23 protein-coding genes and 1 tRNA gene are annotated in these 23,488 nt (G+C 60.6%); 18 read left to right on the top strand and 6 right to left on the bottom strand.

Going from position 1 to position 23,488, the window contains the following annotated elements; all coding sequences use genetic code 11:
* On the bottom strand, positions 1 to 572 hold a 572-nt coding region (locus VFV96_08840; protein HEU5070504.1), incomplete at its 3' end, for an SDR family oxidoreductase.
* A gap of 136 nt (positions 573 to 708) precedes the next feature.
* Here VFV96_08840 and VFV96_08835 point away from each other — a divergent pair.
* From VFV96_08835 to VFV96_08810, 6 genes are all read left to right on the top strand, one after another.
* Complete coding sequence (locus VFV96_08835; protein HEU5070503.1) at positions 709 to 2,388, top strand: rhamnogalacturonan acetylesterase; 1,680 nt, start codon at positions 709 to 711, stop codon at positions 2,386 to 2,388.
* Positions 2,389 to 2,497: 109 nt separating this feature from the next.
* Complete coding sequence (locus VFV96_08830) at positions 2,498 to 3,787, top strand: aspartate aminotransferase family protein (GenBank protein HEU5070502.1); 1,290 nt, start codon at positions 2,498 to 2,500, stop codon at positions 3,785 to 3,787.
* A 396-nt stretch (positions 3,788 to 4,183) separates the two neighbouring features.
* Positions 4,184 to 4,693, top strand: coding sequence for an NADH-quinone oxidoreductase subunit NuoB (gene nuoB / locus VFV96_08825; protein ID HEU5070501.1), 510 nt, complete (start codon positions 4,184 to 4,186; stop codon positions 4,691 to 4,693).
* Between the two features lie 35 nt (positions 4,694 to 4,728).
* Positions 4,729 to 5,310: an NADH-quinone oxidoreductase subunit C gene (locus tag VFV96_08820; protein ID HEU5070500.1), complete on the top strand. Its 582-nt coding sequence runs from the start codon at positions 4,729 to 4,731 to the stop codon at positions 5,308 to 5,310.
* Positions 5,311 to 5,361: 51 nt separating this feature from the next.
* On the top strand, positions 5,362 to 6,633 hold the full coding sequence (gene nuoD, locus VFV96_08815; protein HEU5070499.1) for an NADH dehydrogenase (quinone) subunit D: 1,272 nt from the start codon (positions 5,362 to 5,364) through the stop codon (positions 6,631 to 6,633).
* The gene (locus VFV96_08810; GenBank protein HEU5070498.1) at positions 6,630 to 7,166 is read left to right on the top strand and encodes an NAD(P)H-dependent oxidoreductase subunit E; all 537 of its coding nucleotides are present in this window, start codon (positions 6,630 to 6,632) and stop codon (positions 7,164 to 7,166) included. Before nuoD ends, VFV96_08810 begins: the two co-directional genes overlap by 4 nt.
* Positions 7,167 to 7,193: 27 nt before the next feature.
* Here the strand turns inward: VFV96_08810 and VFV96_08805 are convergent.
* Positions 7,194 to 7,267: transfer RNA gene (locus VFV96_08805), tRNA-Gln, on the bottom strand.
* 52 nt (positions 7,268 to 7,319) lie between these two features.
* Between VFV96_08805 and nuoF the strand changes: the two genes are divergently transcribed.
* The 11 genes from nuoF to VFV96_08750 all read left to right on the top strand — a co-directional run bounded on the left by nuoF (position 7,320) and on the right by VFV96_08750 (position 19,073).
* Positions 7,320 to 8,714: an NADH-quinone oxidoreductase subunit NuoF gene (gene nuoF, locus VFV96_08800; GenBank protein HEU5070497.1), complete on the top strand. Its 1,395-nt coding sequence runs from the start codon at positions 7,320 to 7,322 to the stop codon at positions 8,712 to 8,714.
* Complete coding sequence (locus VFV96_08795; GenBank protein HEU5070496.1) at positions 8,711 to 9,163, top strand: GxxExxY protein; 453 nt, start codon at positions 8,711 to 8,713, stop codon at positions 9,161 to 9,163. Before nuoF ends, VFV96_08795 begins: the two co-directional genes overlap by 4 nt.
* A 5-nt stretch (positions 9,164 to 9,168) precedes the next feature.
* The gene (locus VFV96_08790) at positions 9,169 to 10,914 is read left to right on the top strand and encodes a molybdopterin-dependent oxidoreductase (GenBank protein ID HEU5070495.1); all 1,746 of its coding nucleotides are present in this window, start codon (positions 9,169 to 9,171) and stop codon (positions 10,912 to 10,914) included.
* Positions 10,915 to 11,137: 223 nt separating this feature from the next.
* Complete coding sequence (gene nuoH, locus VFV96_08785; protein ID HEU5070494.1) at positions 11,138 to 12,238, top strand: NADH-quinone oxidoreductase subunit NuoH; 1,101 nt, start codon at positions 11,138 to 11,140, stop codon at positions 12,236 to 12,238.
* A gap of 137 nt (positions 12,239 to 12,375) precedes the next feature.
* A complete protein-coding gene (locus VFV96_08780; protein ID HEU5070493.1) occupies positions 12,376 to 12,933 on the top strand; it encodes an NADH-quinone oxidoreductase subunit I in 558 nt (185 codons plus the stop codon).
* A 1-nt stretch (position 12,934) separates the two neighbouring features.
* Positions 12,935 to 13,444 (top strand): NADH-quinone oxidoreductase subunit J, encoded by a 510-nt coding sequence (locus tag VFV96_08775; protein HEU5070492.1) that lies wholly within the window; start codon positions 12,935 to 12,937, stop codon positions 13,442 to 13,444.
* A 94-nt stretch (positions 13,445 to 13,538) separates the two neighbouring features.
* The gene (nuoK, locus tag VFV96_08770) at positions 13,539 to 13,844 is read left to right on the top strand and encodes an NADH-quinone oxidoreductase subunit NuoK (protein ID HEU5070491.1); all 306 of its coding nucleotides are present in this window, start codon (positions 13,539 to 13,541) and stop codon (positions 13,842 to 13,844) included.
* Between the two features lie 2 nt (positions 13,845 to 13,846).
* A complete protein-coding gene (nuoL, locus tag VFV96_08765; GenBank protein HEU5070490.1) occupies positions 13,847 to 15,718 on the top strand; it encodes an NADH-quinone oxidoreductase subunit L in 1,872 nt (623 codons plus the stop codon).
* Positions 15,719 to 15,721: 3 nt separating this feature from the next.
* Positions 15,722 to 17,311: an NADH-quinone oxidoreductase subunit M gene (locus VFV96_08760; GenBank protein ID HEU5070489.1), complete on the top strand. Its 1,590-nt coding sequence runs from the start codon at positions 15,722 to 15,724 to the stop codon at positions 17,309 to 17,311.
* A complete protein-coding gene (locus tag VFV96_08755; GenBank protein ID HEU5070488.1) occupies positions 17,308 to 18,768 on the top strand; it encodes an NADH-quinone oxidoreductase subunit N in 1,461 nt (486 codons plus the stop codon). The genes VFV96_08760 and VFV96_08755 overlap by 4 nt, the downstream gene beginning before the upstream one ends.
* A gap of 71 nt (positions 18,769 to 18,839) precedes the next feature.
* Positions 18,840 to 19,073 carry a ferredoxin gene (locus VFV96_08750; GenBank protein ID HEU5070487.1) on the top strand — a complete coding sequence of 78 codons (234 nt, stop codon included), beginning with the start codon at positions 18,840 to 18,842 and terminating at the stop codon, positions 19,071 to 19,073.
* An 86-nt stretch (positions 19,074 to 19,159) separates the two neighbouring features.
* Here VFV96_08750 and VFV96_08745 read toward each other — a convergent pair whose 3' ends face one another.
* The 3 genes from VFV96_08745 to VFV96_08735 are packed head-to-tail and all read right to left on the bottom strand — an operon-like array spanning position 19,160 to position 21,575.
* Positions 19,160 to 20,419 carry a competence/damage-inducible protein A gene (locus VFV96_08745; protein ID HEU5070486.1) on the bottom strand — a complete coding sequence of 420 codons (1,260 nt, stop codon included), beginning with the start codon at positions 20,417 to 20,419 and terminating at the stop codon, positions 19,160 to 19,162.
* A 59-nt stretch (positions 20,420 to 20,478) separates the two neighbouring features.
* A complete protein-coding gene (locus tag VFV96_08740; protein ID HEU5070485.1) occupies positions 20,479 to 20,763 on the bottom strand; it encodes a hypothetical protein in 285 nt (94 codons plus the stop codon).
* Positions 20,760 to 21,575, bottom strand: coding sequence for a DUF6662 family protein (locus VFV96_08735; GenBank protein HEU5070484.1), 816 nt, complete (start codon positions 21,573 to 21,575; stop codon positions 20,760 to 20,762). The genes VFV96_08740 and VFV96_08735 overlap by 4 nt, the downstream gene beginning before the upstream one ends.
* 378 nt (positions 21,576 to 21,953) lie before the next feature.
* On the opposite strand from VFV96_08735, the gene tnpA reads away from it, so the two are divergent.
* The gene (gene tnpA / locus VFV96_08730) at positions 21,954 to 22,400 is read left to right on the top strand and encodes an IS200/IS605 family transposase (protein ID HEU5070483.1); all 447 of its coding nucleotides are present in this window, start codon (positions 21,954 to 21,956) and stop codon (positions 22,398 to 22,400) included.
* 365 nt (positions 22,401 to 22,765) lie between these two features.
* Here tnpA and VFV96_08725 read toward each other — a convergent pair whose 3' ends face one another.
* On the bottom strand, positions 22,766 to 23,470 hold the full coding sequence (locus VFV96_08725) for a hypothetical protein (protein HEU5070482.1): 705 nt from the start codon (positions 23,468 to 23,470) through the stop codon (positions 22,766 to 22,768).
* Positions 23,471 to 23,488: the final 18 nt, after the last annotated feature.

Raw genomic sequence — 23,488 nt, 5'->3', positions numbered from 1 at the left:
ATGCCGGAACTGATCCAGCCCGGTGCGATGGCGTTCACACGCACGCCGTGCGGGCCCCATTCCACCGCGAGCGTCCGCACCAAACCGAGATAGGCCGATTTGGCGGCGGCGTAGGCCGTCACTTGCGGGATGCCCATCAGTGACGCCATCGAAGCCGTGAACAAAACAGAACCGGTGCGTCGCGCTATCATGCGCCGGCCCGCCTCCCGCGTCAGCGCGAAGGCCCCCACCACATGGGTTTGCAGCACGCGGGCGAACTCGGCGTCGCTGGTTTCGGCGGCGAGTTTTTTCAGGTGAATGCCGGCGTTGTTGATGAGAATGGTCAGCGGTCCCGCCAGCGTTTCGGCTTGATCGACCAGTGCGGGGGCGGTTTCCAACTGGGTCACATCGCCCACCAGGGCGAAGGCTTGGCGGCCGATTTCGCGGCAGGCGCGTTCAAGCTCCTCCTGGCGCCGGCCCACCAGCACAACCTTGGCACCCGCGGCGGCGAGACAGCGCGCCATGCCCAGGCCAAGGCCCGTGCCACCACCGGTGATGAGCGCGGTTTGACCGCCAAGATCGAAGGGATTCATGGGCTTGGAACTGTGGGCGCGAGTGTAGTGGAAGCGGTGGGTCAGGCAATGGCTTTGTCGGTCACGGCAAACGCGCTGGTTGAACGCGAAGAAAAGTGGCACCGTCAAATCCGGCAGTCGGCCAACCCATCTCATCATGAAGGCATCCCGAAGTTATCGCACCGGCCTGGTTTTGCTTGCGGCCCTTTGGTTCAGCAACGGGCCGGCCCGCGCCGCCGCGCCTGAAGTGACGCCGGCCCCTGACCTGGCCAGTAATCCGCCTTCATCCCGGCCGCGAATCAACCCGCAACTGCCGACGATTTTTGTGGCCGGCGATTCCACGGCCGCGCGGGGTGCCGGTGAGTCGCAGCAAGGCTGGGCCGTGCCGTTCGCGAATTATTTCGATCCGAAAAAGGTCAACATGGTCAACCGCGCCCGCGGCGGGCGCAGCAGCCGCACGTTTATCACCGAGGGATTGTGGAACCAGTTGCTCGCTGACGTGAAGACCAACGACATCGTGTTGATTCAATTTGGCCACAACGATGCGGGGGCCATCAATGACACGTTGCGCGCCCGGGGTTCATTGCGCGGCATCGGCGAGGAAACCCAGGAAATCGACAATCTCCAGACGAAGCTGCACGAGGTGGTGCACACCTACGGCTGGTATCTGCGCAAGATGATCGCGGACGTGAAGGCCAAGGGGGCGCGGCCCATCGTGCTCTCGCTGACCGTGCGCAACATCTGGCGCGACGGTCGCGTGGAACGCGGCTCAGGAAACTACGGCCTTTGGGCGGCCGAAACGGCCCGCACGGCCGGCGTGCCGTTTGTGGACCTGACCAAACGGGTGGCGGATCATTTCGATGCAATGGGCGAGGCAGCCGTGAAGCGTCTGTATCAGCGCGACCACACGCACTTCAACGCGGTCGGAGCCGATTTGCACGCGCGGTTCGTGGTGCAGGGGCTGGCCGCGTTGCCCGGCGATCCCGTGAAGCCGCTTCTCTCCGCCGCCGGACGAGCGGTGGTTGAACCTGCCGTGGACGCGAAGGAGAATCACGCCGCGGTGGTGCCGCGGGTCGGACCGGTGCATGCCGGCTTCAACCCGGCGCTGCCGACGCTGTGGATCATTGGCGATTCCACGGTGAAGAACGGCTGGGACAAGGGCGATGGCGGTTTGTGGGGCTGGGGCAATCCTATTGGTGCCTGCTTCGATCGGAGCAAAATCAACGTCGAAAACCAGGCGTTGGGCGGCACCAGCAGCCGTTCCTTCCGGACGACGAAGCTTTGGGAAGCGGTGCGGCGGCAAATTAAACCGGGTGACTTCGTGCTCATGCAGTTCGGGCACAATGACGGCGGCGGCGCCTACGGCGACAGTCGCGCCCGCAAGTCAATCAACGGCAATGGCGAGGAAACGGTTTCCGTCACGAATCACCTGACCGGCGCCGTGGAAACGGTGCACACTTACGGCTGGTATCTGCGCCAATACATCGCCGACACCAAGGCGCAGGGCGCCACGCCGATCATCTGCTCGCCGATTCCGCGGAACGACTGGACCAACGGCAAGGTCCGGCGCGCCAATGAAACTTACGGCTTGTGGGCCCGCGAAGCGGCGGCCGCGGGCGGCGCGGACTTCCTGGATTTGAACAATCTGGTGGCCGACCGTTACGACGCCCTGGGCGAGGCGGCCGTGAAGCCGTTCTTCCCGCAGGAACACACGCACACCGGTTGGGATGGCGCCGTGCTGAACGCGCAATGTGTCGTGGCGGGCATCCGAGGTATGAAGGACTGCCCGCTGGCCGGCTATCTCCTCGCCCATCCCGAACCGCCCCGCCAGCCGTGATGCGCCTTTGACGCGCCAGCGATTCCACTCCGCGGCCGGCGCCTGGCACCCGCATGCAGATTCCCATTGCGTCGCGTGCGGGTTTGCTATTTTGTCAGGCGCCGTCGCAATGAAAGAGATCGTTCCTGAATCGCCGGCCATCGTGCGCAACCAGCAGGTGGCCATCCAACAGCTTTTCCAGCAATACGTCGTGCCCAGCTACGGGCGCTTCGATCTGGCATTGAGCCACGGGCAGGGCAGCTGGCTGTGGGATGTGAACGGCAAGCGTTACCTCGACCTCGGCGGCGGCATCGCGGTCACGGCGCTCGGCCACGCCAACCCGGAAGTGGCGGACGCACTCGCCGCCCAGGCCCGCCGGCTCGTCCACATTTCGAATCTCTACTACCACGAGCCGCAGGGGCGTCTCGCCCAGCAAATCGTGCGGCAGCTCGCGCCCGGGAAGGTGTTCTTCTGCAACTCCGGCGCCGAGGCCAACGAAGGACTCTACAAGCTGGCGCGCAAGTTTGGACATGACGAAGGCCGTTTTGAAATCATCACCGCGGTCAACTCCTTTCATGGCCGGACGCTCGCGGGCATTGCGGCGACGGGACAGGACAAGGTGAAGAAGGGCTTTGAGCCCATGGTGCCGGGTTTCCGGCATGTGCCGTTCAACGACCTGTCGGCGGTGCGGAACGCGATTTCACCGGCGACCGTGGCGGTATTGATCGAGGGCGTGCAGGGCGAAGGTGGCGTGACGCCCGCCACGGCGGAATTTCTGCTTGGCCTGCGGGCGTTGTGCGATGAGAAAAAGCTCCTGTTGCTGATGGACGGCGTCCAATGCGGCCATTTCCGCACGGGCCGGTTCCAGAGCTTTCAGCGGATTCTCGAAGGGGTTCCGGGCGGAGAAAAATTTCTGCCGGACGGCATTTCGATGGCGAAGTCCTTGGGCAACGGTTTTCCGATCGGTGCATTCTGGATTCGCGAGCCGTATGCCAATCTCCTCTCGGCCGGCTCGCACGGCACCACTTACGGCGGCAATTTGCTCGGCTGCGCGGTGGCCCTGAAGGTGTTTGAAATCATTGAGCGCGACGGTCTGGCGGAGAATGCGCGCAAGCTCGGCGAGTTCTTCCGGACTGGCATCACCCAACTGGCGGCCAAATATCCACAGGTGGTCCTGGCTCCGCGTGGATTGGGATTGATGGCCGGCCTCGAGCTGCGCCCCAAACAGGAAATTCGTGCCTTCGCGGCGAATGAGGCCGTGGCGTCGTTGCAATTCGTCAATCGCCTGCACGAAGCCGGCGTGCTCACCGTGCCGGCGGGTCCGCAAGTCGTGCGCCTGTTGCCGGCCCTGAACCTCACCCAAAGCGAAGCCGAGCAGGGGTTGCAACTCATCGAATCGGTCGTTGCCAAGCTGTCTTGACGCGGCGCGGGCGGTGGCATGACGGGGTTTCATTGAAGCCGGCGCCGGCGCGTCCAACGCCGTCGCGTAGTCATCCCGAGACAAGAAAACGGCCAACCACCGGAGGTGATTGGCCGTTTTGCGGTTGGTTGGGTTGAAACCGTTGACAAATCAAAAGCGAACGTCCCAACCGGCCATTTCCGAAAAAATATCCCTCATAAAAGGCCGCATCAGTCGCGGGAACTTTTAGCCGGGAAGCATTTGTAGGATATGCGTTACATCGGGACTGTCCAGTCAGAATTTTTGCTTACCGATTTCATTCACCCGGCAAATTGAAATCGCCCGGACGGGATTCAACTTGCGGGGTAAACCTCCGCCGAATAGGTTCAAGAACCGCCGCAACGGTGGCGGTGCCGTATGACCCAGAACGCCGAACTCGGCTACAACACCAAGGTTGAAGGGGAAGTCGTCCATACCCGGCTCGATTCTGCCATCAACTGGTTTCGCAAAAACTCCATCTGGCCCATGCCCATGGGCCTGGCTTGCTGCGCCATCGAACTCATGGCCTCCGGCGCAAGTCGCTTCGATATTTCCCGCTTCGGCGCCGAGGTGATGCGCTTTTCGCCGCGCCAGTCGGACGTGATGATCGTCTCCGGCACGGTGACCTACAAAATGGCCCTGTCGGTCAAACGCATCTACGACCAGATGGCCGCGCCCAAGTGGGTCATTGCGATGGGTGCCTGCGCTTCGAGCGGCGGCATGTATCGCAGTTACGCTGTTTTGCAGGGAGTTGACAACATTGTTCCCGTAGATTTTTACGTCGCCGGATGTCCTCCACGACCCGAGGCGTTGCTGGATGCTCTTCTGAAGCTTCAGGAGAAAGTCAGCCGCGAACCCGTTATCTCCGTTTGGAAAAAGGCCAGTTAAGTTGTCATAACTGGCACCAAACAAACCCAAAGCTCATGGCCAACAGCCTGGAACTCGCGCAACAACTCAAAGCCAAGTTCGGCGATTTGATCTCCGAACCAGCGGAGTTTCGCGGCGAATGGACCGTGACGGTGGCGGATGCCCGGCGCATCGCCGAGGTGGCGGCGTTCTGCAAGGCGGAGTTGGGCTTCGACTATTTGGTGGATGCCAGCGGGGTGGACAATTACGGCGAAGACCCGCGATGGACGCTGGCTTACGAGTTGTTCAGTCTCGGTCACAACGCCTACCTGCGCCTCAAGACCAGCGTCAGCGAGGAAAAGGGTGAGTTACCGACGGTTTCGAATGTTTGGCGCACGGCGGATTGGCATGAGCGCGAGGTTTACGACATGATGGGCGTCCGCTTCAGCGGACATCCTGATTTGCGCCGCATCCTCATGTGGGAGGGCTATCCGTATCACCCGTTGCGGAAAGATTTCCCGTTGGCGGGCAAGCCGACGGAGTTGCCGGAAGTGGCGTTTAGCAAAACAACGCCGATGGAAGGCGGGCCGTTTGTGACGGTGTCGGGTGGTAAAGATTCCGCAGCGCGCGAACCGCGCATTCGGATTCCGGAAGGGTAACAGGCAGGCTTGGTAATCGGGCCAACAACATGGCCGAAATGATTTAGATCAATGGCAGAAGTTCGTGACATTCAGTTCGGCGAAGCTGCGGCGCGCGCGAGTCGCGCGGCGGAAGAGCTGCCGGATTTGCAGGGCGAGAAGATGGTCCTCAACATGGGGCCGTCGCACCCGTCCACGCACGGCGTGCTGCGCATCATCCTCGAACTCGATGGCGAGACCATCACCAAGGCCACGCCGGACGTCGGCTATCTGCACCGCGGCGACGAGAAAATCGCGGAGAACATGACGTGGAACCAGTTCGTGCCCTACACGGACCGGCTGGATTACCTCGCGCCGATGGCGAACAACGTCGCCTACGCGCTCGCGGTCGAAAAACTGTTCGGCATTCAGGACAAGCTCCCGCCGCGTTGCCAATACATCCGCACCATCTGTTGCGAACTCTCGCGCATCTCGTCGCACCTGCTCGGCATCGGCTGTTTTGCGATGGATGTGGGGGCCATGACCGTTTTCCTGCTCACCTTCACCGAGCGCGAAAAGATTTACAACCTGCAGGAAGCGCTCACCGGCGCACGACTCACGACAAGCTACACACGGATCGGTGGCGTGTCGCGTGATTTGCCGCCCGGCTGGGTGGAGCAATGCCGCCAGTTCCTCCGCGAAGTGGTGGTGAACATCGCCGAAGTCGAGACGCTGCTCACGCGTAACAAGATCTGGGTGGACCGCACGCGTGATGTCGGCGTCATCCCGAAGGACGTGGCGATTGATTACGGCCTGTCCGGTCCCAACCTCCGCGCCAGCGGCGTGGATCATGACCTGCGCAAGAAGCAGCCCTACCTGATTTACAAGGACCTTGATTTCGACGTGCCGCTTGGCTCGGTGGGTGATTGTTACGATCGCTATCTGGTCCGCATGGAAGAGATGCGCCAGAGCGTGAAGCTTGTTCATCAGTGCCTCGACAAGCTGCCCGGCGGCGCAGACAACAAGTCCAAGGAGCCCGTCAGCATTCAAGACGGCAAGATCACGTTGCCGCCGAAGGGCAAGGTGCTGTCGAGCATGGAGGAGTTGATCCACCAGTTCATGATCGTCACCACGGGCGTGAACGCGCCGGTCGGCGAAGTTTATTTCGGCCACGAAAATCCGAAGGGCGAACTCGGCTTCTACATCAACAGCCGCGGCGGCGGCACGCCGTATCGTCTGAAGATCCGCGCCCCCTCGTTCGTGAACCTGAGCGTCCTGCCGTATTTGCTGCCCGGCCATTTGATGAGCGACACCGTGTCCATCCTGGGTTCGTTGGATTTCGTCATGGGAGAATGCGACCGATGAACGACATCCAACCATTTGAGGCCGTCCCGAACCCGCTGATCGCGCAGCCGGACTTCAAAGTCCCGGCGGACATGGACGCGGCGTTCGACGAACTCATCTCGCATTACCCGAAGAAGCGCAGCGCGACGCTGATGTTGTTGCACGCGATCCAGGAGCGCTACGGCTTCATCTCGCAGGAAGCAACGGAATGGGTGGCCAAGAAGCTCGAACTCCAGCCGATCAACGTGTTCGAAGTGGTGACGTTTTATCCGATGTTCAAGCATCGGCCCGTCGGCAAATGGCACTTGAAGGTCTGCCGCACGTTGAGCTGCGCGCTCGCCGGTTCCTACAAGTTGCACGCCGGTTTCTGCACCAAGCTCGGCCTCGATCCGCACGCGCACGGGGCGCAGACGACGAAGGACGGTCAGATCACGGTGGAATTTGTCGAATGCCTCGCCGCGTGCGGTTCCGCGCCGGTGCTGATGTGCAACGAAAAGCTGCACGAGAACGTTTCGGAACAAAAAGCCGGCGAAATTTTGGGAGGTTGCCGATGAGCACTTCCGGATTCCGCGCGTTGAAGCTGGCTGCCCGACTAGGATTTGAACCTAGACAAAGTGATTCAGAGTCACTTGTGCTACCGTTACACCATCGGGCAAGCAATGGGGCCGTAAGCCTAGTCACAGTCTTCGGGGAGTCAAGCCGCTGATATGCCACAGGAACACCGCCTCATCCTCAAAAACATCGACCAGCCCGGTTATACGCCGGACATCGAATGCTATTTGAAGCACGGCGGCTACGAGGTGCTGAAAAAGGCGCTTGCGATTCAACCGAAGGATTTGGCTGATGGCAAAAAGCAGTCCGGTCCCGAGCAGATCCGCGATGACGTGAAGCTTTCGGGCTTGCGCGGTCGTGGCGGTGCCGGTTTCAGCGCCGGCCTGAAGTGGAGTTTCGTGGATCGCCGCAGCGGCAAGCCGATTTATCTCATCTGCAACGCCGACGAATCCGAGCCCGGCACGTTTAAGGACCGGCAGATCATCCACAAGGATCCGCATCAGCTCATCGAAGGCATGGCGATCTCCTGCTACGCCAACGACGTGAAGCTCGCCTACATCTACATCCGCGGCGAAATGCCCGAAGGCGCGCGCATCCTTAACAAGGCCATCGCCGAGGCGAAGGCGAAGGGTTTTCTCGGCAAGAACATCTGCGGTTCCGGTTACGATCTGGAGATCCACGTGCATCGCGGTGCGGGCGCTTACATCTGTGGCGAGGAAACCGGCCTCATCGAATCGCTCGAAGGCAAACGTCCCTATCCGCGCATCAAGCCGCCGTATTTTCCCGCCGTGCTTGGGCTCTACATGTGCCCGACCATCGTCAACAACGTCGAGACGCTTTGCCACGTGAAGCACATCGTCGCGATGGGCGGCGCGGAATACGCGAAGCTCGGCACGCCAAACAACACCGGCACGCGCATCGTCAGCCTGAGCGGCCAGGTGAAGAAGCCCGGTTACTACGAGATCGAAGTCGGCAAGGCCACGCTCGGAGAACTCATCAACGATCCGGCATTCGGCGGCGGTTTGCGCGATGGTCGTCAGCTCAAGGCCATCATCCCCGGCGGCTCCTCGTCAAAGGTGCTGAAGGCCGGCGAAAAATTTAAGCTCAAGCGCAAGGTGGACGGCAAAGACGTCGAGCAGGAAGTCGGCGTGCTCGATCTGCCCTACGATTTCGATTCGCTCGCGCAGGCCGGCACGATGTCCGGTTCCAGTGCCATCATCGTCATCGACGACTCGACGGACATCGTCGAGGCGCTCGCGAATCTCAGCGAGTTCTACGCGCACGAGAGCTGCGGCCAATGCACGCCCTGCCGCGAAGGTTCGCTCTGGATGAGCAAGACACTGCATCGTCTCACGCACGGCGGCGGTCGCGCGGGCGACGCCGATTATCTGGTGAAGATCGCCGACAACATTCCCGGCGGCCGGACGATTTGCGCGTTCGGCGAGGCCTGCTCGTGGCCGGTGCAAAGTTTCGTGGCGAAGTTCAAAGACGATTTCGTCGCCAAAGGCAAAGCCGACGAGGAAAAGCGCGCGAAGGAGGTCAAGGCATGAGCCGGACGCTGGAGATTCACCGCGGAGACGCGGAGGCGCGGAGTTTTGATGACCTGACCGACAAGGTCATTGGTGCGTGCATTGAAATCCATCAAGCAGTTGGACCCGGTTTGCTTGAGTCAGCTTACGAGGAATGCCTTTGCCACGAACTTTCGTTGGCAGGTTTGCAGTTTGAGCGACAGAAGCCGCTGCCGGTTCATTACAAGGGTGTGAATTTGGATTGCGGTTATCGGCTCGACCTCGTCATAGAGAATCGGCTGGTCATGGAATTGAAAGCAGTTGAGCAGTTGTTGCCCGTTCACGAAGCTCAGTTGCTCACGTATCTCAAGCTTTCTGGTATGCCGCTTGGCCTGCTGGTTAATTTTAACGTGGCTAGATTGAAAGATGGCCTGAAGCGCATGGTAAATCGTTTCCCTGATTTCTCCGCGTCTCTGCGCCTCCGCGGTTAAATAAGATGTCCACAGCACCCACAACTGAAACCAAGCCCACGCCGCAGCCGGTCGAGACGTTGACCGTCAAGGTGGATGGCAAGGCCGTCACGGTGCCGAAGCTTTCCCCTGATCACACGGGCAGGCTGGTGCCGACGAACATGATTCAGGCCTGCTTCGCCGCGAGCACGATGGTGCCGCACTATTGCTACCATCCCAAGCTGCCCATCGCGGGCAACTGCCGCATGTGCCTCGTCGAGTTCGGCACGCCCGCCATGGGCCCGGATCGCAAGCCCATCCTAAATCCCGACGGCACGCCGAAGATCGCGAAGTCGCCGCGTCCGGCCATTGCCTGCGCCACGCCGGTTTCGCCGGGCATGGAAATCTATTGCAGCACGCCGAGCGTGAAACAGATGCGCGAAGGCGTCCTCGAATCGCTGCTCATCAATCATCCGCTCGACTGCCCGATCTGCGACCAGGCAGGCGAATGCAAGTTGCAGGAATACTCGGTGGACTACGGCCAGTCGGCGAGCCGCTTTGTCGAGGCGAAGGTCCACAAGCCCAAGCGCATTGATCTCGGGCCGCGCATCGTGCTCGATGCGGAACGCTGCATCCTCTGCACGCGTTGCATCCGCTTCACGCGCGACGTGGCGGGCGACGACGCGCTCGGCATCGTCAATCGCGGCAGCTACAACACGATCTCGACCTTCCCCGGCAAGCCGTTCGACAACAATTACACGCTCAACACCGTGGACATCTGTCCCGTGGGCGCGCTGACGTCGAAGGATTTCCGCTTCCAGATGCGCGTGTGGTTCCTGAAGGAGACCAAGAGCGTTTGCACGAGCTGCGCGACGGGCTGCAACGTCACCGTTGGTTCGCGCGAGGACAAAGTCTATCGCTACGAGCCGCGCGAAAACGACGCCGTCAACTCGACGTGGATGTGTGATGCCGGCCGCTTGAATTACAAGTGGATCAACCGCCCGGACCGCTTGAAGGAAGTGGTCGTTCGCGGCCAGAAATCGAATTGGGCCACGGCGCTCAAGGAAATCTCCGACAAGCTCGCGGCGGCACCGAAAGGTTCCGTGGCCATCATCGCGTCCGCGCGACAGACGAACGAGGAGTTGTTCCTGCTCAAGAAGCTCGCGACGAAGTGCGGGGCGATCACGGATTCCATCCCGCGCATCGGCGAAGGCGACAACCTGCTTGTCAACGCAGACAAGAACCCAAATGTTAACGGCGCCCGGCTCAACGGCATCTGCTTCACCGAAACTGGCATCAATCTGGCGAAGATCGCCAGCGGCATCGAGCAGGGCAGCATCAAGACCTTGATCGTGTTCGGTGAGGATGTGCTCAAGCGCAGCATTGCCTCCGAGCAATTGAGCGAGATGGAAACGACGAGCGAAGTCGTGGAGGAACATCCCATCACGGCGGAACTGCTCGCGAAGCTGGAGACGCTCATCGTGAGCGACATTCTGCCGAACCAGACAACGAAGCTGGCGCACTACCTGTTGCCCGGCGCGGCGCACGTTGAGAAACGCGGGTCGTTCACGAATACGAAGGGCCGCGTGCAGAAGTTCATGCAGGCCATCCAGCCGCCCGGCGACGCCCGCGCGGAGTGGGAGACGCTGCACGAACTGGTTTTCAACGTCGCCGGCCAGAGTGGTTTCAAGAGCATCGAAGGTTTGTTCAACCAGATGGCCAAGGAAGTGCCCGCATTCAATGGGCTCACGTGGGCGGGCCTCGGCGACACCGGAGCGACGGTGCAGATTTGAATTTGAAAGCGCGCCTTGGGACGATGGGAGCGCGTTTGCGGGTGTTGGGTTCTCCCTCACCCCGGCCCTCTCCCCACGGAGAGGGAGAGTCGTTCGCCGGTTTTGGCGGGATTGTGAGCCGGCGATGGTTTGACGGAGTTGGGAATGAGAGAAAGCGTTCGCACGCTGTTCCTTCTCCCAGCGGGGCGGGGCAGAGTGAGAGAGAACGCGCCGAAGAAATGAAATGATTGCATGGTTTAACAACTTGATCGCGAATCACGGCTTTGTGGTGTTCAGCGCCATAAAGATCGTGGGCGTCTTTGCCGTGCTCATGACCTGCGTGGCCTACGCCGTTTGGGTGGAACGCAAGGTCGCGGCGGCCATTCAGGACCGCGTCGGTCCGAATCGTGCGGGTCCGTTCGGTTTGTTGCAACCGGCGTGCGACGGCATCAAGGCGTTCCTCAAGGAAGACTTCACGCCGGCCCACGTGCGGAAGGCGTATTTCTGGATCGCACCGGCCGTGGCGATGATTCCGGCCCTGCTGACGGTGGCGGTGATTCCATTCGGCTCCCAAATCGGCGCGCAGAAGATGGTCATTGCCGACCTGAACGTGGGCATCCTTTACACGTTCGGCATCGTGTCGCTCGGCGTGTATGGCATCGTGCTCGCGGGTTACGCGGCGAATTCCAAGTATCCGTTCCTCGGTGGCATCCGCTCCAGCGCGCAGCTCATCAGCTACGAGCTCGCGATGGGCATGTCGGTCATTCCAATTTTCCTCTGGGTTGGCGATCTGAATTTGAGCCAGGTGGTGATGACGCAAACCGGCTTCGTGAGCTGGCTGCCGCAGGCGTTGGGCGGCGTGCGTCTCCCGAACTGGCTGGTCTTTCAAAGCCCGATGCTGACGCTGTCGTTCTTCATCTTCATGGTTTCGGCGTTTGCGGAAACCAACCGCACGCCGTTTGATTTGCCGGAGGCCGAGCAGGAACTCGCCGGCGGTTACAACGTGGAATACAGCTCGATCAAGTTTGCGCTCTTCTTCATGGGCGAATATGCGAACATGATCGCCGCCTCGGCGATGATGGTGACGCTGTTCTTCGGCGGCTGGACGCTGCCGTGGTTTGGTTTGGACCAGCCGGCCAGTTCCATCGCAGGCGGCTTCCTGCACATTGGCATTTTCTTCGCGAAGGTTGTGGCCTTCGTGTTCACCATCATCTGGGTGCGTTGGATGTGGCCGCGTTTCCGTTACGACCAGTTGATGGACTTGGGCTGGCGGCGGTTCATCCCCGTGGCGTTGGTGAACATCGTGGTGACGGCCATCTGGCTGTGGTGGAGAAGCACACATTAACCGCGGAGACGCAGAGGCGCGGAGAAAAATGAATTCAAAATTTGCGAAGGCAACCGGGACAGGCGCGCTGGAACTGAACTGCAGTTCATTCCGGTTCTCCTCTGCGTCTCCGCGCCTCCGCAGTTAAGACCGCTGAAATGATTGTCGAACGCAAAAAACTGAATTTCTGGGAGCGCCTCTACGTTCCGGCCGTGCTCGGCGGATTCAAGGTGACCGTGCGGCATTTCATCAAGGTCGTCTTCAAGCGGCAACCGGTCACAATGCAGTATCCCGAGGAACGCTGGGTCGTGCCCGAGGGTTATCGCGGCGCGCCCTACCTCGTGAAGGACCAGGAAGGCAACACCAAGTGCGTCTCCTGCCAGCTTTGCGAATTCATCTGTCCGCCCAAGGCCATCAAGATCACGCCGCCCGGCCCGACCGGCAAGCAGGCCGACCGCCCGAACGCGGAGAAGATGCCCGCCGAATTTGAGATCAACATGCTCCGCTGCATCTTCTGCGGCTACTGCCAGGAAGTCTGCCCGGAGGAGGCGATCTTCCTCCAGAAGGACTGGTCGCACGTCGGCACGAATCGCGCCGAGATGATTTACAACAAGGAAAAGCTCCTGTCGCTCGGCGGCACGCACGCCGGCGCCCAGAAGTGGAAACACAAGCTGGAGGAAGCCAAAGAGCAGGAGAGTTTCCCGGTGAAGCCCTGAAATGCAGGACATCCAACCATACTTGTTTTATCTGTTCGCCGCGCTCGCCGTGATCTGCGCGATCATGGTCGTGGCGAACCCGTTCAGCCGCAGCCCGGTCACCAGCGCGATGTTCCTCGTGCTGACGATGGGTTGCCTCGCGGGGTTATTCACGCTGCTGCACGCGTTCTTCCTCGCCGCGGTGCAGGTGCTTGTTTACGCGGGCGCCGTGATGGTGTTGTTCTTGTTCGTCATCATGCTGCTCGACCTGAAGGAAGAACAGCGCCGCAAGATCAAGGGACTTGGGTTGGTGGGTGGACTGGTGTCCGTGGGCGCGATTCTTGTGATTTTTGTGCTCAGCCTGCTGGCGACGAAACCCGGCGCCGGTGCGCTCGCCAACACGGAGGGGTCCACCTTTGAACTGGGCCGGTTGTTGTTCACGCAATACCTGCTGCCCTTCGAAATCGTCTCGGTCCTCCTGCTCGTGGCCATGGTCGGTGTGGTGTTGCTCAGCAAAAAGGACCTGAAATGAATTTAGAAGCTAGAAGCTGGAAGTTAGAAGTTGGGGATTCGCGTCGCGCGGCTTCTCCCAACTTCTATCTTCTACCTCCTATCTTCTCATGCCAATGAACATCGGCCTCGAACATTACCTGGTTGTCAGCGCGGTGCTGTTCGCGCTGGGGCTGCTCGGCGTCATCACGCGCCGGAACATCCTCGTCATTTACATGTCGCTCGAGTTGATGCTCAACGCGGCGAACCTGGCGCTGATCGCGTTCTCGCGGTTCAACAACAACCTCGATGGCCAGGTCATGGTGTTCTTCATCATCACCGTGGCCGCGGCGGAGGTTGCCGTCGGTTTGGCGCTCATTGTGGCCCTGTTCCGCCGCCGGCAGACCACGCACGTTGAGGATTTGACGACCCTGAAACTTTGACGATGCAACTGCAATTCCTGCCTTGGATCATCCTGTTCCTGCCGCTGCTTGCAGCGGTGGTGATCACGCTTTTCACGCAGCAGGACCGCAAGACCAGCGCCACGCTCTCCGTCAGCGCGGTCGTCATCGGGTTCATCCTGAGCGTGGTGTTCATCGGTGTGAACGGTTTTGAGCCGGCATTGAAGGAAGTTTCGCTCCGCTGGCTGGAAATCGGTGCGTTGAAAGCCGACTTCGGTCTGCGCCTTGATCCATTGAGCCTGATGATGCTGCTCGTCGTGACGGGCGTGGGCAGCGCGATCCACATCTACTCGTGGGGCTACATGCACGAGGACCGCTGCTTCAGCCGGTTCTTTGCGAGCTTGAGCCTGTTCACGTTCTCGATGCTCGGCATCGTGCTGGCGAACAACTTCCTCCAGATGTTCATCTCGTGGGAACTGGTTGGCGTGTCCAGCTACCTGCTCATCGGCTTCTGGTATGAGAAGGCCAGCGCAGCCGATGCGGCGAAGAAGGCGTTCATCACCAACCGCCTCGGCGACTTCGGTTTCATGCTGGGCATTTTGACCGTCTGGGTCACGCTCGGCTCGCTCAACTTCGGCGAATTGCAAACCCGGCTGACTGAGAATCCCGCGGCATTTGGCGCGCTTGCCACGACCGCGGGGCTTTTGATCTTCTGCGGCGCCATAGGCAAGTCCGCGCAATTCCCGCTGCACGTCTGGCTGCCGGACGCGATGGAAGGCCCCACGCCTGTTAGTGCGTTGATCCACGCCGCGACGATGGTGGCTGCGGGCGTTTACATGCTGTCGCGGGTTTTCTTCGTCTTCACACCGGACGCTCTGCATGTCATTGCCTGGATCGGGGGCTTCACGTCGTTGCTGGCTGCGCTGATTGCCGTGCAGCAGGACGACATCAAGCGCATCCTGGCGTATTCGACGCTCTCGCAGCTGGGTTACATGGTGATGGCGGTCGGCGTGCAGGCTCCGGCGGCGGGCATGTTTCATCTGACCACGCACGCGTTTTTCAAGGCGCTGCTGTTTCTTGGCGCCGGCTCGGTCATTCACGCGCTGCATCACGAGCAGAACATTTGGAAGATTGGCGGTTTGCGGAAGAAGATGCCCGTGACGTTCTGGACGTTCATGGTGGGCACGCTGGCGCTGGCGGGCGTCTGGCCAATGAGCGGTTTTTTCAGCAAGGACGCCATCCTGGCCGCGGCGAAGCAGGAAAGCCTGCCGTTGTATTTGACCGGCGTCGGGGTGGCGGCGTTGACCACGTTCTACATGTTCCGGCTCGTCTTCGTTGCCTTTTTGGGCAGCGAGCGCACGCCTGAAGCCGGTCATGCTCATGAGTCACCGTGGGTGATGACGTGGCCACTTCGTATCCTTGCGGCGGCCAGTGTCGTCGGCGGGGTGATTGGCATTGAACATCTTTTCGGCGGCGCTTTGTCCCCTGAGCACAGTGAAGAAGCTCAAGGCGTTCTGGCTCAACTCGTGTATCCCTTCCACCATGCATTTGGAGTCGCGATCGGCGGCTTGGCGGCGGTGGCGGTTGGCTTCTTTGCCGCCTACGCGCTTTACGCCAAGGCGAAGGAAGACCCGTTGCCAGCGAAGCTGGGTGCGCTTTCGCGCTGGATGCGGAACCGGTTTTACTTCGACGAACTTTACGAGGCCACCGTCATCAAGGTCCACGATACCGTGGCCGCCGTGACGGATTGGTTCGACCGCTGGCTCATCGGCTTCGCCGCCGTGCGCGGAACCGCCGGTGCGACGGATTTGTTTGGCCGCGCGTTGCGGCTCGTGCAGAACGGCAACCTCCAAACCTACACCTTTCTGCTCGTGCTGGGTGTGGCGGTGATTTTGTTCTTCGTTTTGGGAAGGTGATTCATGTCCACGTTGACCTACATCCTTGGCTGGCCGCTGTTGGCGGCGGTGGTGCTGGCGTTCGTGCCGCGCAATTACCGCTTCGTCATGCGTCTCGTCGCGCTCGGCGCCACGGCGATCTCGGCGCTGCTCGCGATCAAGATGTTCCTGCTCTTCCCCGGTGCCGAAGCCAATGCGGACGGCTACCGCTTCGTGCAACAGCTTCCGTGGGTGGAATCACTCGGCATCAGCTACTTCGTCGGCGTTGACGGCATCAATGTCGGACTCGTGCTCATGGGCGCGATCGTGGCCTTCGCGGCGGCGTGCTGCTCGTGGGAAATCAAGGAACGCGAGAAGGAATTTTACATCCTGCTGCTCGTCATGACCGGCGGCATCCTCGGCGCGTTCGCGTCGCTCGACCTGTTCTTCTTCTACTTCTTCCACGAACTGGCGCTGGTGCCAACGTTCATCATGATCGGCGTCTGGGGTCGCGGCGAGCAGAAGAACTTTGCCACGTTCCAGATCACGCTGTATCTCAGCGTCGGCGCGCTCATCGCCCTGGCGGGGCTGATCTTGCTTTACCTGCAGGTGCCCGAGGCGCAGCGCACCTTCAGCATTCCGGGCCTGGTTGCTTTCTTCCACGAGAATCCGATGGGGCCAGGCGCGCAACGCATCATCTTCCCGCTGCTGCTGTTCGGGTTTGGCATTCTCGTTTCACTCTGGCCGTTCCATTCGTGGGCGCCGCTGGGTTACGGTTCCGCGCCCTCCCCCACGGCGATGCTGCACGCGGGCGTATTGAAAAAGTTCGGTCTCTACGGCCTCATTCGCGTCGCCCTGCCGCTGATGCCGGAGGCGGCGCACGGCTGGATGCACGTTCTGGCGTGGCTTTGCCTCGGCAACATCCTGTGGTGCGGTCTCACGGCGATGCGCCAGCGGGATTTGAATTTGCTTGTCGGCAATTCCAGCGTGGCGCACATGGGTTTCATCTTTCTCGGCATTGCCAGCCTGAATCTCATCGGCGTCACGGGCGCAGTGTTCGTGATGATCGCGCACGGTTTCCTCGCGGCGCTGACCTTTGGCCTCACTGGCCATCTCTACCACCAGACCGGCACGCTGGAGATGAAGCAGCTGGGCGGCCTGCTGCGCAAACTGCCGTTCATTGGCGCGGCATTGGTCATGGCGGCCATGGCGGGCTGCGGCCTGCCGGGCTTCGCGAATTTCGCCGGCGAAGTCAGCGTGTTTTTCGGCGCCTGGAGCCAGCCGGCCCTGCGGGTGGTCATGGTGCTGGCCGTGTGGGGTGCTTTCATCATTGGCGCGGTTTACATGTTGCGCGCGGTGCGGACCGTGTTGCACGGACCGGAGCAAGCGGCGTGGGCGGGCATCGCCGATGCCGGCAACCTGTGGCGCAAGCTGCCGTTCGTCGTGCTGCTGGGTGCGCTGATTCTCTTTGGTTTCGTTCCGCGGTTGTTGACGGACAAGATCAAGCCCGCCGCGGAGCAGATTGTAGCGATGGCAAACACAGTGCGTGACACCAGTGCGACGGAACACCCACCCATGGCAGGTTCGCAAACAGCGTCGCTCGTTGGCGACGCCACGACGGAGGTCACGCGATGAACGTTCTCCTGCTCAAACATGAATTGACGCTCATCCTGCTCGGCGTGGGCGTGCTGCTGGCGGACTTGTGGCTGCCGGCGGAGCGCAAGCGCAACCTGGGCTGCCTGGCGGCGGCGGGCGTGGGGGCCATTCTGATTTGCAGCTTCCTGACGCCGTTGCCGGCCGAACCCCAGTTCGCCTTTGGCCGCATGTTTGTGCTCGATGGCATGGCGCTCTTCTTCAAACGCTTTTTCCTCGTGGCGACCATTCTCGTGCTGCTCATGGCCGCGGAATACTCGGACCGCATCGCGGCGGGCATTTCGGAGTATTACTCGCTCATCCTGTTCGCCGCGGCGGGCATGATGTTCGCGGCCTCGGCCAACGACTTCGCGCTCCTGTTCGTTGCGCTCGAACTCATCACCGTGACGTTCTACGTGCTCGTCAGCTTTCAGCGCGGCCGCAGCACCTCGCTCGAAGCGGGCGTGAAGTATCTCATCATCGGCGCGCTGTCATCGGCGTTCATGGTCTTCGGCATTGCGTTCATGTATGGCACCAGCGGCGCGTTCAACTTCGGCGACATCGCCGCCAAGCTGGCGGAACCCGGCGCGAATCTGGCCGGCAACAAGCTCTTCCTCTGCGGCCTGCTTTTCCTGTTCGTCGGTCTTGGTTTCAAGATCTCGGCGGTGCCGTTCCAGATCTGGGCGCCGGACGTTTATCAAGGCGCGCCCACGCCAACGACGGCTTTCCTGGCGGTGGGCTCCAAAGCCGCCGGGTTTGTATTGCTGCTCCGTGTGCTGTTTGTCGCTGTGCCGGACGTGACAGCGCACTGGTGGAAACTGCTCGTGGTGATTTCCGCGCTGACCATTTTGTATGGCAACCTGTGTGCGCTGCCGCAAACAAACTTGAAACGGCTGCTGGGCTACTCGAGCATTTCCCACGCGGGCTACCTGCTGCTCGGCGTGGCGGCGGCCAGTGCGGCGGGGCAGTCGGCGGTGCTCTATTATCTCGGTGGCTACTTGTTCACGGTCCTGGCGGCCTTCCTGGTCATTGCTCTCGTGTTGCGCGAGACGGGCGCGGAAGACATCGAGGCGCTGGCCGGGCTGAACCAACGCTCGCCGCTGCTGGCGGCGGCGCTGACGTTCAGCATGGTTTCGCTGGCGGGCATTCCGCCGCTGGCAGGCTTTTTTGGCAAATTTCTGCTCATCAAGTCCGCCTTGCTGGCCGGGGCCGCCCACCCGGCCTTTTACTGGCTGGTCGCCGTGGCGCTGGCAGGCGTGGTGATGTCCCTGGCGTATTACTTTGGTGTAGTGCGGGCCATTTACTGGGGCCGGGCAGGGCGGAACTTGTCCGAACTGCCGATGTCGTTGCCCGCAAAGACGATGGTGTTGGTGTGCATGGCGGGCATCCTGTTCATTGGCATTTATCCCAGCCCGTTGCTGCGCGCCGCGGAGGCTGCGGTGCTTGCTTTGAAGGGCTGAGCATCGTCGGATTGCAACTTGCGTTTTGCCCGCCAAGGCGGTTTCATGGAGCCACAAACGGATTTTGATTTATGGCCGATAAAGCAAACAAATACCCCGAGAACGCGCCGGGCAAATATTACGTGGACAACCAGTGCATTGACTGCGACCTGTGCCGCGAAACTGCCCCGGACAATTTCAAACGCAACGAAGACGGTGGTTACTCCATCGTTTACAAGCAGCCCGCATCGCCGGATGAAGAGGCGCGCTGCAAGGAGGCCAAGGAAGGCTGCCCTGTTGAAGCCATCGGTGACGACGGCGAATAAGGCGAATCCCCGTCAAATTTTTGGAGCCCGCAGGCATACGCCTGCGGGTTTTTTGTTGGGGCGAGGCGTCCCGTCCGGCCTGCAACTCACGTGGCGATTTGCCGGCGCAACAAATCCAGCGCCTGCTGGGCCGTCATCTGTTTGAACGCCTCACGTTCGTAACGGTTGAGCTGTTGCAGGACGATCGTGCCCCGGGCGCTGCTCACACCGATGAAGACGGTCCCCACGGGCTTCTCCGGCGATCCGCCGCTTGGACCGGCAATCCCGGTGACGGCGATGGCGAAGTCCGCCCCGGTTTCCCTTCGGGCGCCCTCGGCCATCTCGCGGCAAACGGCTTCGCTCACGGCACCGTGAGCGGCCAGGGTGTCCGGCCGCACGCCAAGGAATTTTTCCTTCGCGGCATTGGCGTAAGTTACCAGGCCGGCGATGAGCACCGCCGATGCGCCTGGAACATTGGTGATGCGGTGCGCGATGCAGCCGCCCGTGCAGGATTCCGCCAGCGCCAGGGTCTGCCGGCGCGCAGTGAGTTCGCGGACGATGACGGTTTCCAGCTCGTCATCGTCCTCTGCGTAAATGGACTTTGCGAGCAGCCGTGTAACCACGGCTTTAGCATCCGCCACGAGCTTTTCGGCCGCCGCGCCACGGGCGGCGAGCCGCACGTCCACTGCCCCCGGCCGGGCGCAGTAGCCGAGTTCAAGGCCGGCGTTGACAAGCGTTTGCAATGGCCCTGCGATTTGCTCCTGCAACGCCGACTCGCCGAGATCGGTGGTGCGCAGCGTGTGGCAGACAAACTGGATGGGTGTCAGTTCCCTTTGCAGCAGGGGCACGACCGCGTCGGTGAACATGGGACGCAATTCGCGGGGCGGTCCGGGCAGCATAATAAGCCAGCTCGATTTGCCGCCGGCCCGAAAGGCATTCGGTGAAACCTGCATCGCGAGGCCCGGCGCGGTGCCATTGGGATTGGGCAGAACCAGCGCACCTTCGGGGACTTGGGCCTGCACGAGGTTCGCGGGCGGCATGGGGCGGTTGCGCCGGGCAAAAAAGGCCTTGAGCGAAGCGACGATGGCCGGGTCTTCCTGCAGCGGCCGGTCGAGCAGCGCTGCGATCAAATCACGCGTGATGTCGTCGGAAGTGGGCCCCAGCCCACCCGTCACGATGACCAGATCGGCGCGCCCGAGCGACTCGCGCACTGCCTGTTGGATATCGTGACCCGTGTCGGGGATGGCCACCTGGCGGGTGACCAGATAACCCCGGTCGGTGAGCTGGCGGCAGAGCCATTGCTGATGCGTGTTGAGCGTCCGGCCCAACAGCAGTTCCGAACCGGTGTTGACTAGTTCGACAATCATCGCGCCACACCTTTAGCGCGACGCGGCCAAGTTGCAAACTTACTTCCAACCAATCGTGCTTATTTTGGCAATTGCACCTTGCCGGCCCTGCCCGCGGCCAAGTAGCGGGCCAGCAACTCAATCTGTTCTGGTTTGAGCCTGGCTTTGCGGTTCATCTTCTCCATCCACTCATCCCACTTTTCCGGCGAATATTGTTTGGGATCGTAAAGCTTGTGACACTTGGCGCATTTGCCCACGTAGATCTTCCGGGCGGTTTTCAACTCGAGTGCCGACAGCTCCGCGCCCTGCGACAGGGAACCGCCGGCCAGCATCACCACCCCCAGCAACAATAATGGAAACTTCACAGGTCAATGCCAATGATCAGCCGCACGTTGAGGCGTTCGTTGTGATCCAGATCCAGATGCGGATTGCCGTCCGGGTTGCCCTCGTAGTTGCGGCCCCACACCTGGGGCATGATGGAGAGCCCCGCCCACCACTTGTCCGTGCGATAGCTGATGGTCGGGCCGGCATAAACGGCGGTGCTTTCCCAGTTCTCATATTCCTTGATCTCGCTGTTGCAACGGGCTTCAAGGCCGATGGCCCAGTTTGCATTCAGATGCCGGGCGATGCCGAAGCTGCCTTCGACTTCACCGACCGTTGCTTCAAAATTGTCCTCCCACTCGGTGGCATGCGTCAGATTCAACGCCCATTTCCAGTCGCCGTGGCGCTGGCCGAGGATGATTTTCTGCTCCAGCTCGGCCTCGTCGCCCGCGAAGCTCGGCTCGAGGTAAAGCGACAAGCCGACCGCATGTTCCGCCGGGTTCAACACCAGGTATTTGTTCTCCAGCGAAATGCCGTCGAAGCTGAACTTGGAAAAATCCTCGCCCATGGAATCAACATAGCTCTCTGATTTTGTGTTGAGGTAGAGCGAAACAGTGTAGTTGTCGGACACGCCGTATTCGAGTTCCTCCCGCAAATCCCAGCGGTGGAACTTGTCCTCCCCAACAGCCCCGGTCCGGCCGGCCCGGGAGGTGATCCACTGCTCAAACTCCATGCCGCCTTGGGGCATGGTTTCGGGTTCGTAAGTGTAAGTGAACAGCCGGTCCGTGGCCTGCGCGGGAAGCAAGCCGGCGCCTGAAGCAACCAACCCGGCGAGCAGACAACTCTTCAATTTCATGGTGAACAACAATCCGGCGGTCTTGCGACCGGTGCGTTCCGTGAGACCGCTCCGCAAACGATGCGGAACAACCGGGCCTTCCAGCAACGCACGGACGGAAGATTAGGGAAATGCGCCAAAGACCGCTGCCGGTGGATTGCGATTTATTGCCGGTGGATTGCGGTGACTGAAGCAGGGGAAACATCGAACATCCAACATTGAACGTCCAGTGGCAGAAGGCGGCACCGGCGGCCAGCGCGCAATTGGCCTTCCGCACGCGGAACGTGAGCCCGAGGCCAAGATTTGTCCCGCAGGGACACCCGACAATAGCCCGGCGTTTCAACGCCGGGGCGTGAATTCGGAATTGCGCAGGTCCCGAAGGGACGGCTGAATCCTGGCATGTCCTACGTCAGTTCCTATCACCATTGTGTCTTTAGCACCAAGGGGCGCCGGCCACTGATTACAGCAGCCTTGCAGGAACGCCTCTGGCCGTTCCTTGGCGGTATCGCGCGGCAGAACAAGATGAAGGCCATCGAGATTGGCGGCGTTGCGGATCACGTTCACATCCTGCTTTCGATTCCGGCTACGATGGCCATTGCCAAGGCCCTGCAATTGATCAAAGGCGGTTCTTCCAAATGGGTGCATGAGACATTCCCTGAACACCGCGAATTCGCGTGGCAGGAGAAGTATGGCGCGTTCAGCGTCAGCGAGTCGCGGGTGGAGTCCGTCGTCGAATACATTCGCGGGCAGGAAGAACATCATCGGAAGACGACGTTTCAAGAAGAGTTCGTGGCCTTGTTGAAAAGGCACCGCATCGAATATGACGAACGGTATTTGTGGGATTGAGGCCAGACAATGCGATGATGCAAAGGTGTTGGTGGGTTGATCCCGTAGGGACGAATGAAAATAGCCCGGCGATTTATCGCCGGGAAAAAGGTGTCGCGAGGGATGAGTCCCAAAGGGACGGTTGACACGGGCCGAAGAATGTTAACACGCCGGTCAGCCGTCCCTTCGGGACTTGTGGCGCGCGGCGTCGAACCCGGCGTTGAAACGCCGGGCTATTATCGGACGTCCCTACGGGACGGGGACGTCGCGCTTGATGAGCAGGCCCGGATCGCCGAGGACGCGGGTGAGCGCGGGCAGCGCCTGTATGGGTGTTGGTAATTTCGCGAGCGGGAAGCGGGGGAGTTGGTCGAGGTGCATGGTAACGGCTATATCCCGTCGATATGGCATGTGAAATAAACCCGTTCTCGGAGAAGTTTATCAATACAGTAGTCGACGGGAGGTTTTCCGCCGCGTTCGAGACCCACCAAAGATCCTTCCAACGAAAGGAAACTATGGTTGTGAACCTTCACTACGTCATCGAACGAATATCCTTCAGGGAGATCAAAAAACTCCATGGTGTAGCTGGAGCCATAGGAGAACATCTTGCCGTCTTTCATTTCAAAAACCCACCCCGTCCACCCCATCGTCGTCTCTCCGTGGATTTGTTTTAGCAAAGGTAGTGGAGGTGCGTAGCGAGACAAGGTGGCTGATGCTACGTCGTAATCATTTACTTTGTTACCTCCCGCCACGAACACGGAGAGAATTTGTCCGTAAGGGTCTGGGCCGCCAAGTTTACCGCCTCCAGACATTTCCTCCTTAATTCGGCGCTTAGCCAGCTCAACAAGCTTTGTCTTTGATTGAAGGATCGCACACGGAATGTGTGTGCCATCCTTCAGCATGAGGGCACAGCGATAACGAGGCCCATAAATTGAATCAGGAAGTGGTTCGACATTTGAGATGATGTTCTGAAAGCGCGTGTCCATGGCGGTCATTCCTCTTTCAAGTTGATTGTCTGATTGCTCGCCGGATATTGAGCCAGAGCTGCGCGGATCATTCAGCCGGAATAATTTTGACCAAAGGGTGTGCAGCACAGGCTGGTTCTAAGCCGG

This window comes from Verrucomicrobiia bacterium, from assembly GCA_035765895.1.
Taxonomy (GTDB): domain Bacteria; phylum Verrucomicrobiota; class Verrucomicrobiia; order Limisphaerales; family DSYF01; genus DSYF01.
Note: the sequence above shows the minus strand (reverse complement) of the source record. Positions and strands in the feature narration are given on the sequence as shown.

Bases quoted from the DNA above. Each gene is read 5' to 3' on its own strand.
- VFV96_08835 (HEU5070503.1), top strand. From the start codon at position 709: ATGAAGGCATCCCGAAGTTATCGCACCGGCCTGGTTTTGCTTGCGGCC.
- VFV96_08830 (HEU5070502.1), top strand. From the start codon at position 2,498: ATGAAAGAGATCGTTCCTGAATCGCCGGCCATCGTGCGCAACCAGCAG.
- nuoB (HEU5070501.1), top strand. From the start codon at position 4,184: ATGACCCAGAACGCCGAACTCGGCTACAACACCAAGGTTGAAGGGGAA.
- VFV96_08820 (HEU5070500.1), top strand. From the start codon at position 4,729: ATGGCCAACAGCCTGGAACTCGCGCAACAACTCAAAGCCAAGTTCGGC.
- nuoD (HEU5070499.1), top strand. From the start codon at position 5,362: ATGGCAGAAGTTCGTGACATTCAGTTCGGCGAAGCTGCGGCGCGCGCG.
- VFV96_08810 (HEU5070498.1), top strand. From the start codon at position 6,630: ATGAACGACATCCAACCATTTGAGGCCGTCCCGAACCCGCTGATCGCG.
- nuoF (HEU5070497.1), top strand. From the start codon at position 7,320: ATGCCACAGGAACACCGCCTCATCCTCAAAAACATCGACCAGCCCGGT.
- VFV96_08795 (HEU5070496.1), top strand. From the start codon at position 8,711: ATGAGCCGGACGCTGGAGATTCACCGCGGAGACGCGGAGGCGCGGAGT.
- VFV96_08790 (HEU5070495.1), top strand. From the start codon at position 9,169: ATGTCCACAGCACCCACAACTGAAACCAAGCCCACGCCGCAGCCGGTC.
- nuoH (HEU5070494.1), top strand. From the start codon at position 11,138: ATGATTGCATGGTTTAACAACTTGATCGCGAATCACGGCTTTGTGGTG.
- VFV96_08780 (HEU5070493.1), top strand. From the start codon at position 12,376: ATGATTGTCGAACGCAAAAAACTGAATTTCTGGGAGCGCCTCTACGTT.
- VFV96_08775 (HEU5070492.1), top strand. From the start codon at position 12,935: ATGCAGGACATCCAACCATACTTGTTTTATCTGTTCGCCGCGCTCGCC.
- nuoK (HEU5070491.1), top strand. From the start codon at position 13,539: ATGAACATCGGCCTCGAACATTACCTGGTTGTCAGCGCGGTGCTGTTC.
- nuoL (HEU5070490.1), top strand. From the start codon at position 13,847: ATGCAACTGCAATTCCTGCCTTGGATCATCCTGTTCCTGCCGCTGCTT.
- VFV96_08760 (HEU5070489.1), top strand. From the start codon at position 15,722: ATGTCCACGTTGACCTACATCCTTGGCTGGCCGCTGTTGGCGGCGGTG.
- VFV96_08755 (HEU5070488.1), top strand. From the start codon at position 17,308: ATGAACGTTCTCCTGCTCAAACATGAATTGACGCTCATCCTGCTCGGC.
- VFV96_08750 (HEU5070487.1), top strand. From the start codon at position 18,840: ATGGCCGATAAAGCAAACAAATACCCCGAGAACGCGCCGGGCAAATAT.
- VFV96_08745 (HEU5070486.1), bottom strand. From the start codon at position 20,419: ATGATTGTCGAACTAGTCAACACCGGTTCGGAACTGCTGTTGGGCCGG.
- VFV96_08735 (HEU5070484.1), bottom strand. From the start codon at position 21,575: ATGAAATTGAAGAGTTGTCTGCTCGCCGGGTTGGTTGCTTCAGGCGCC.
- tnpA (HEU5070483.1), top strand. From the start codon at position 21,954: ATGTCCTACGTCAGTTCCTATCACCATTGTGTCTTTAGCACCAAGGGG.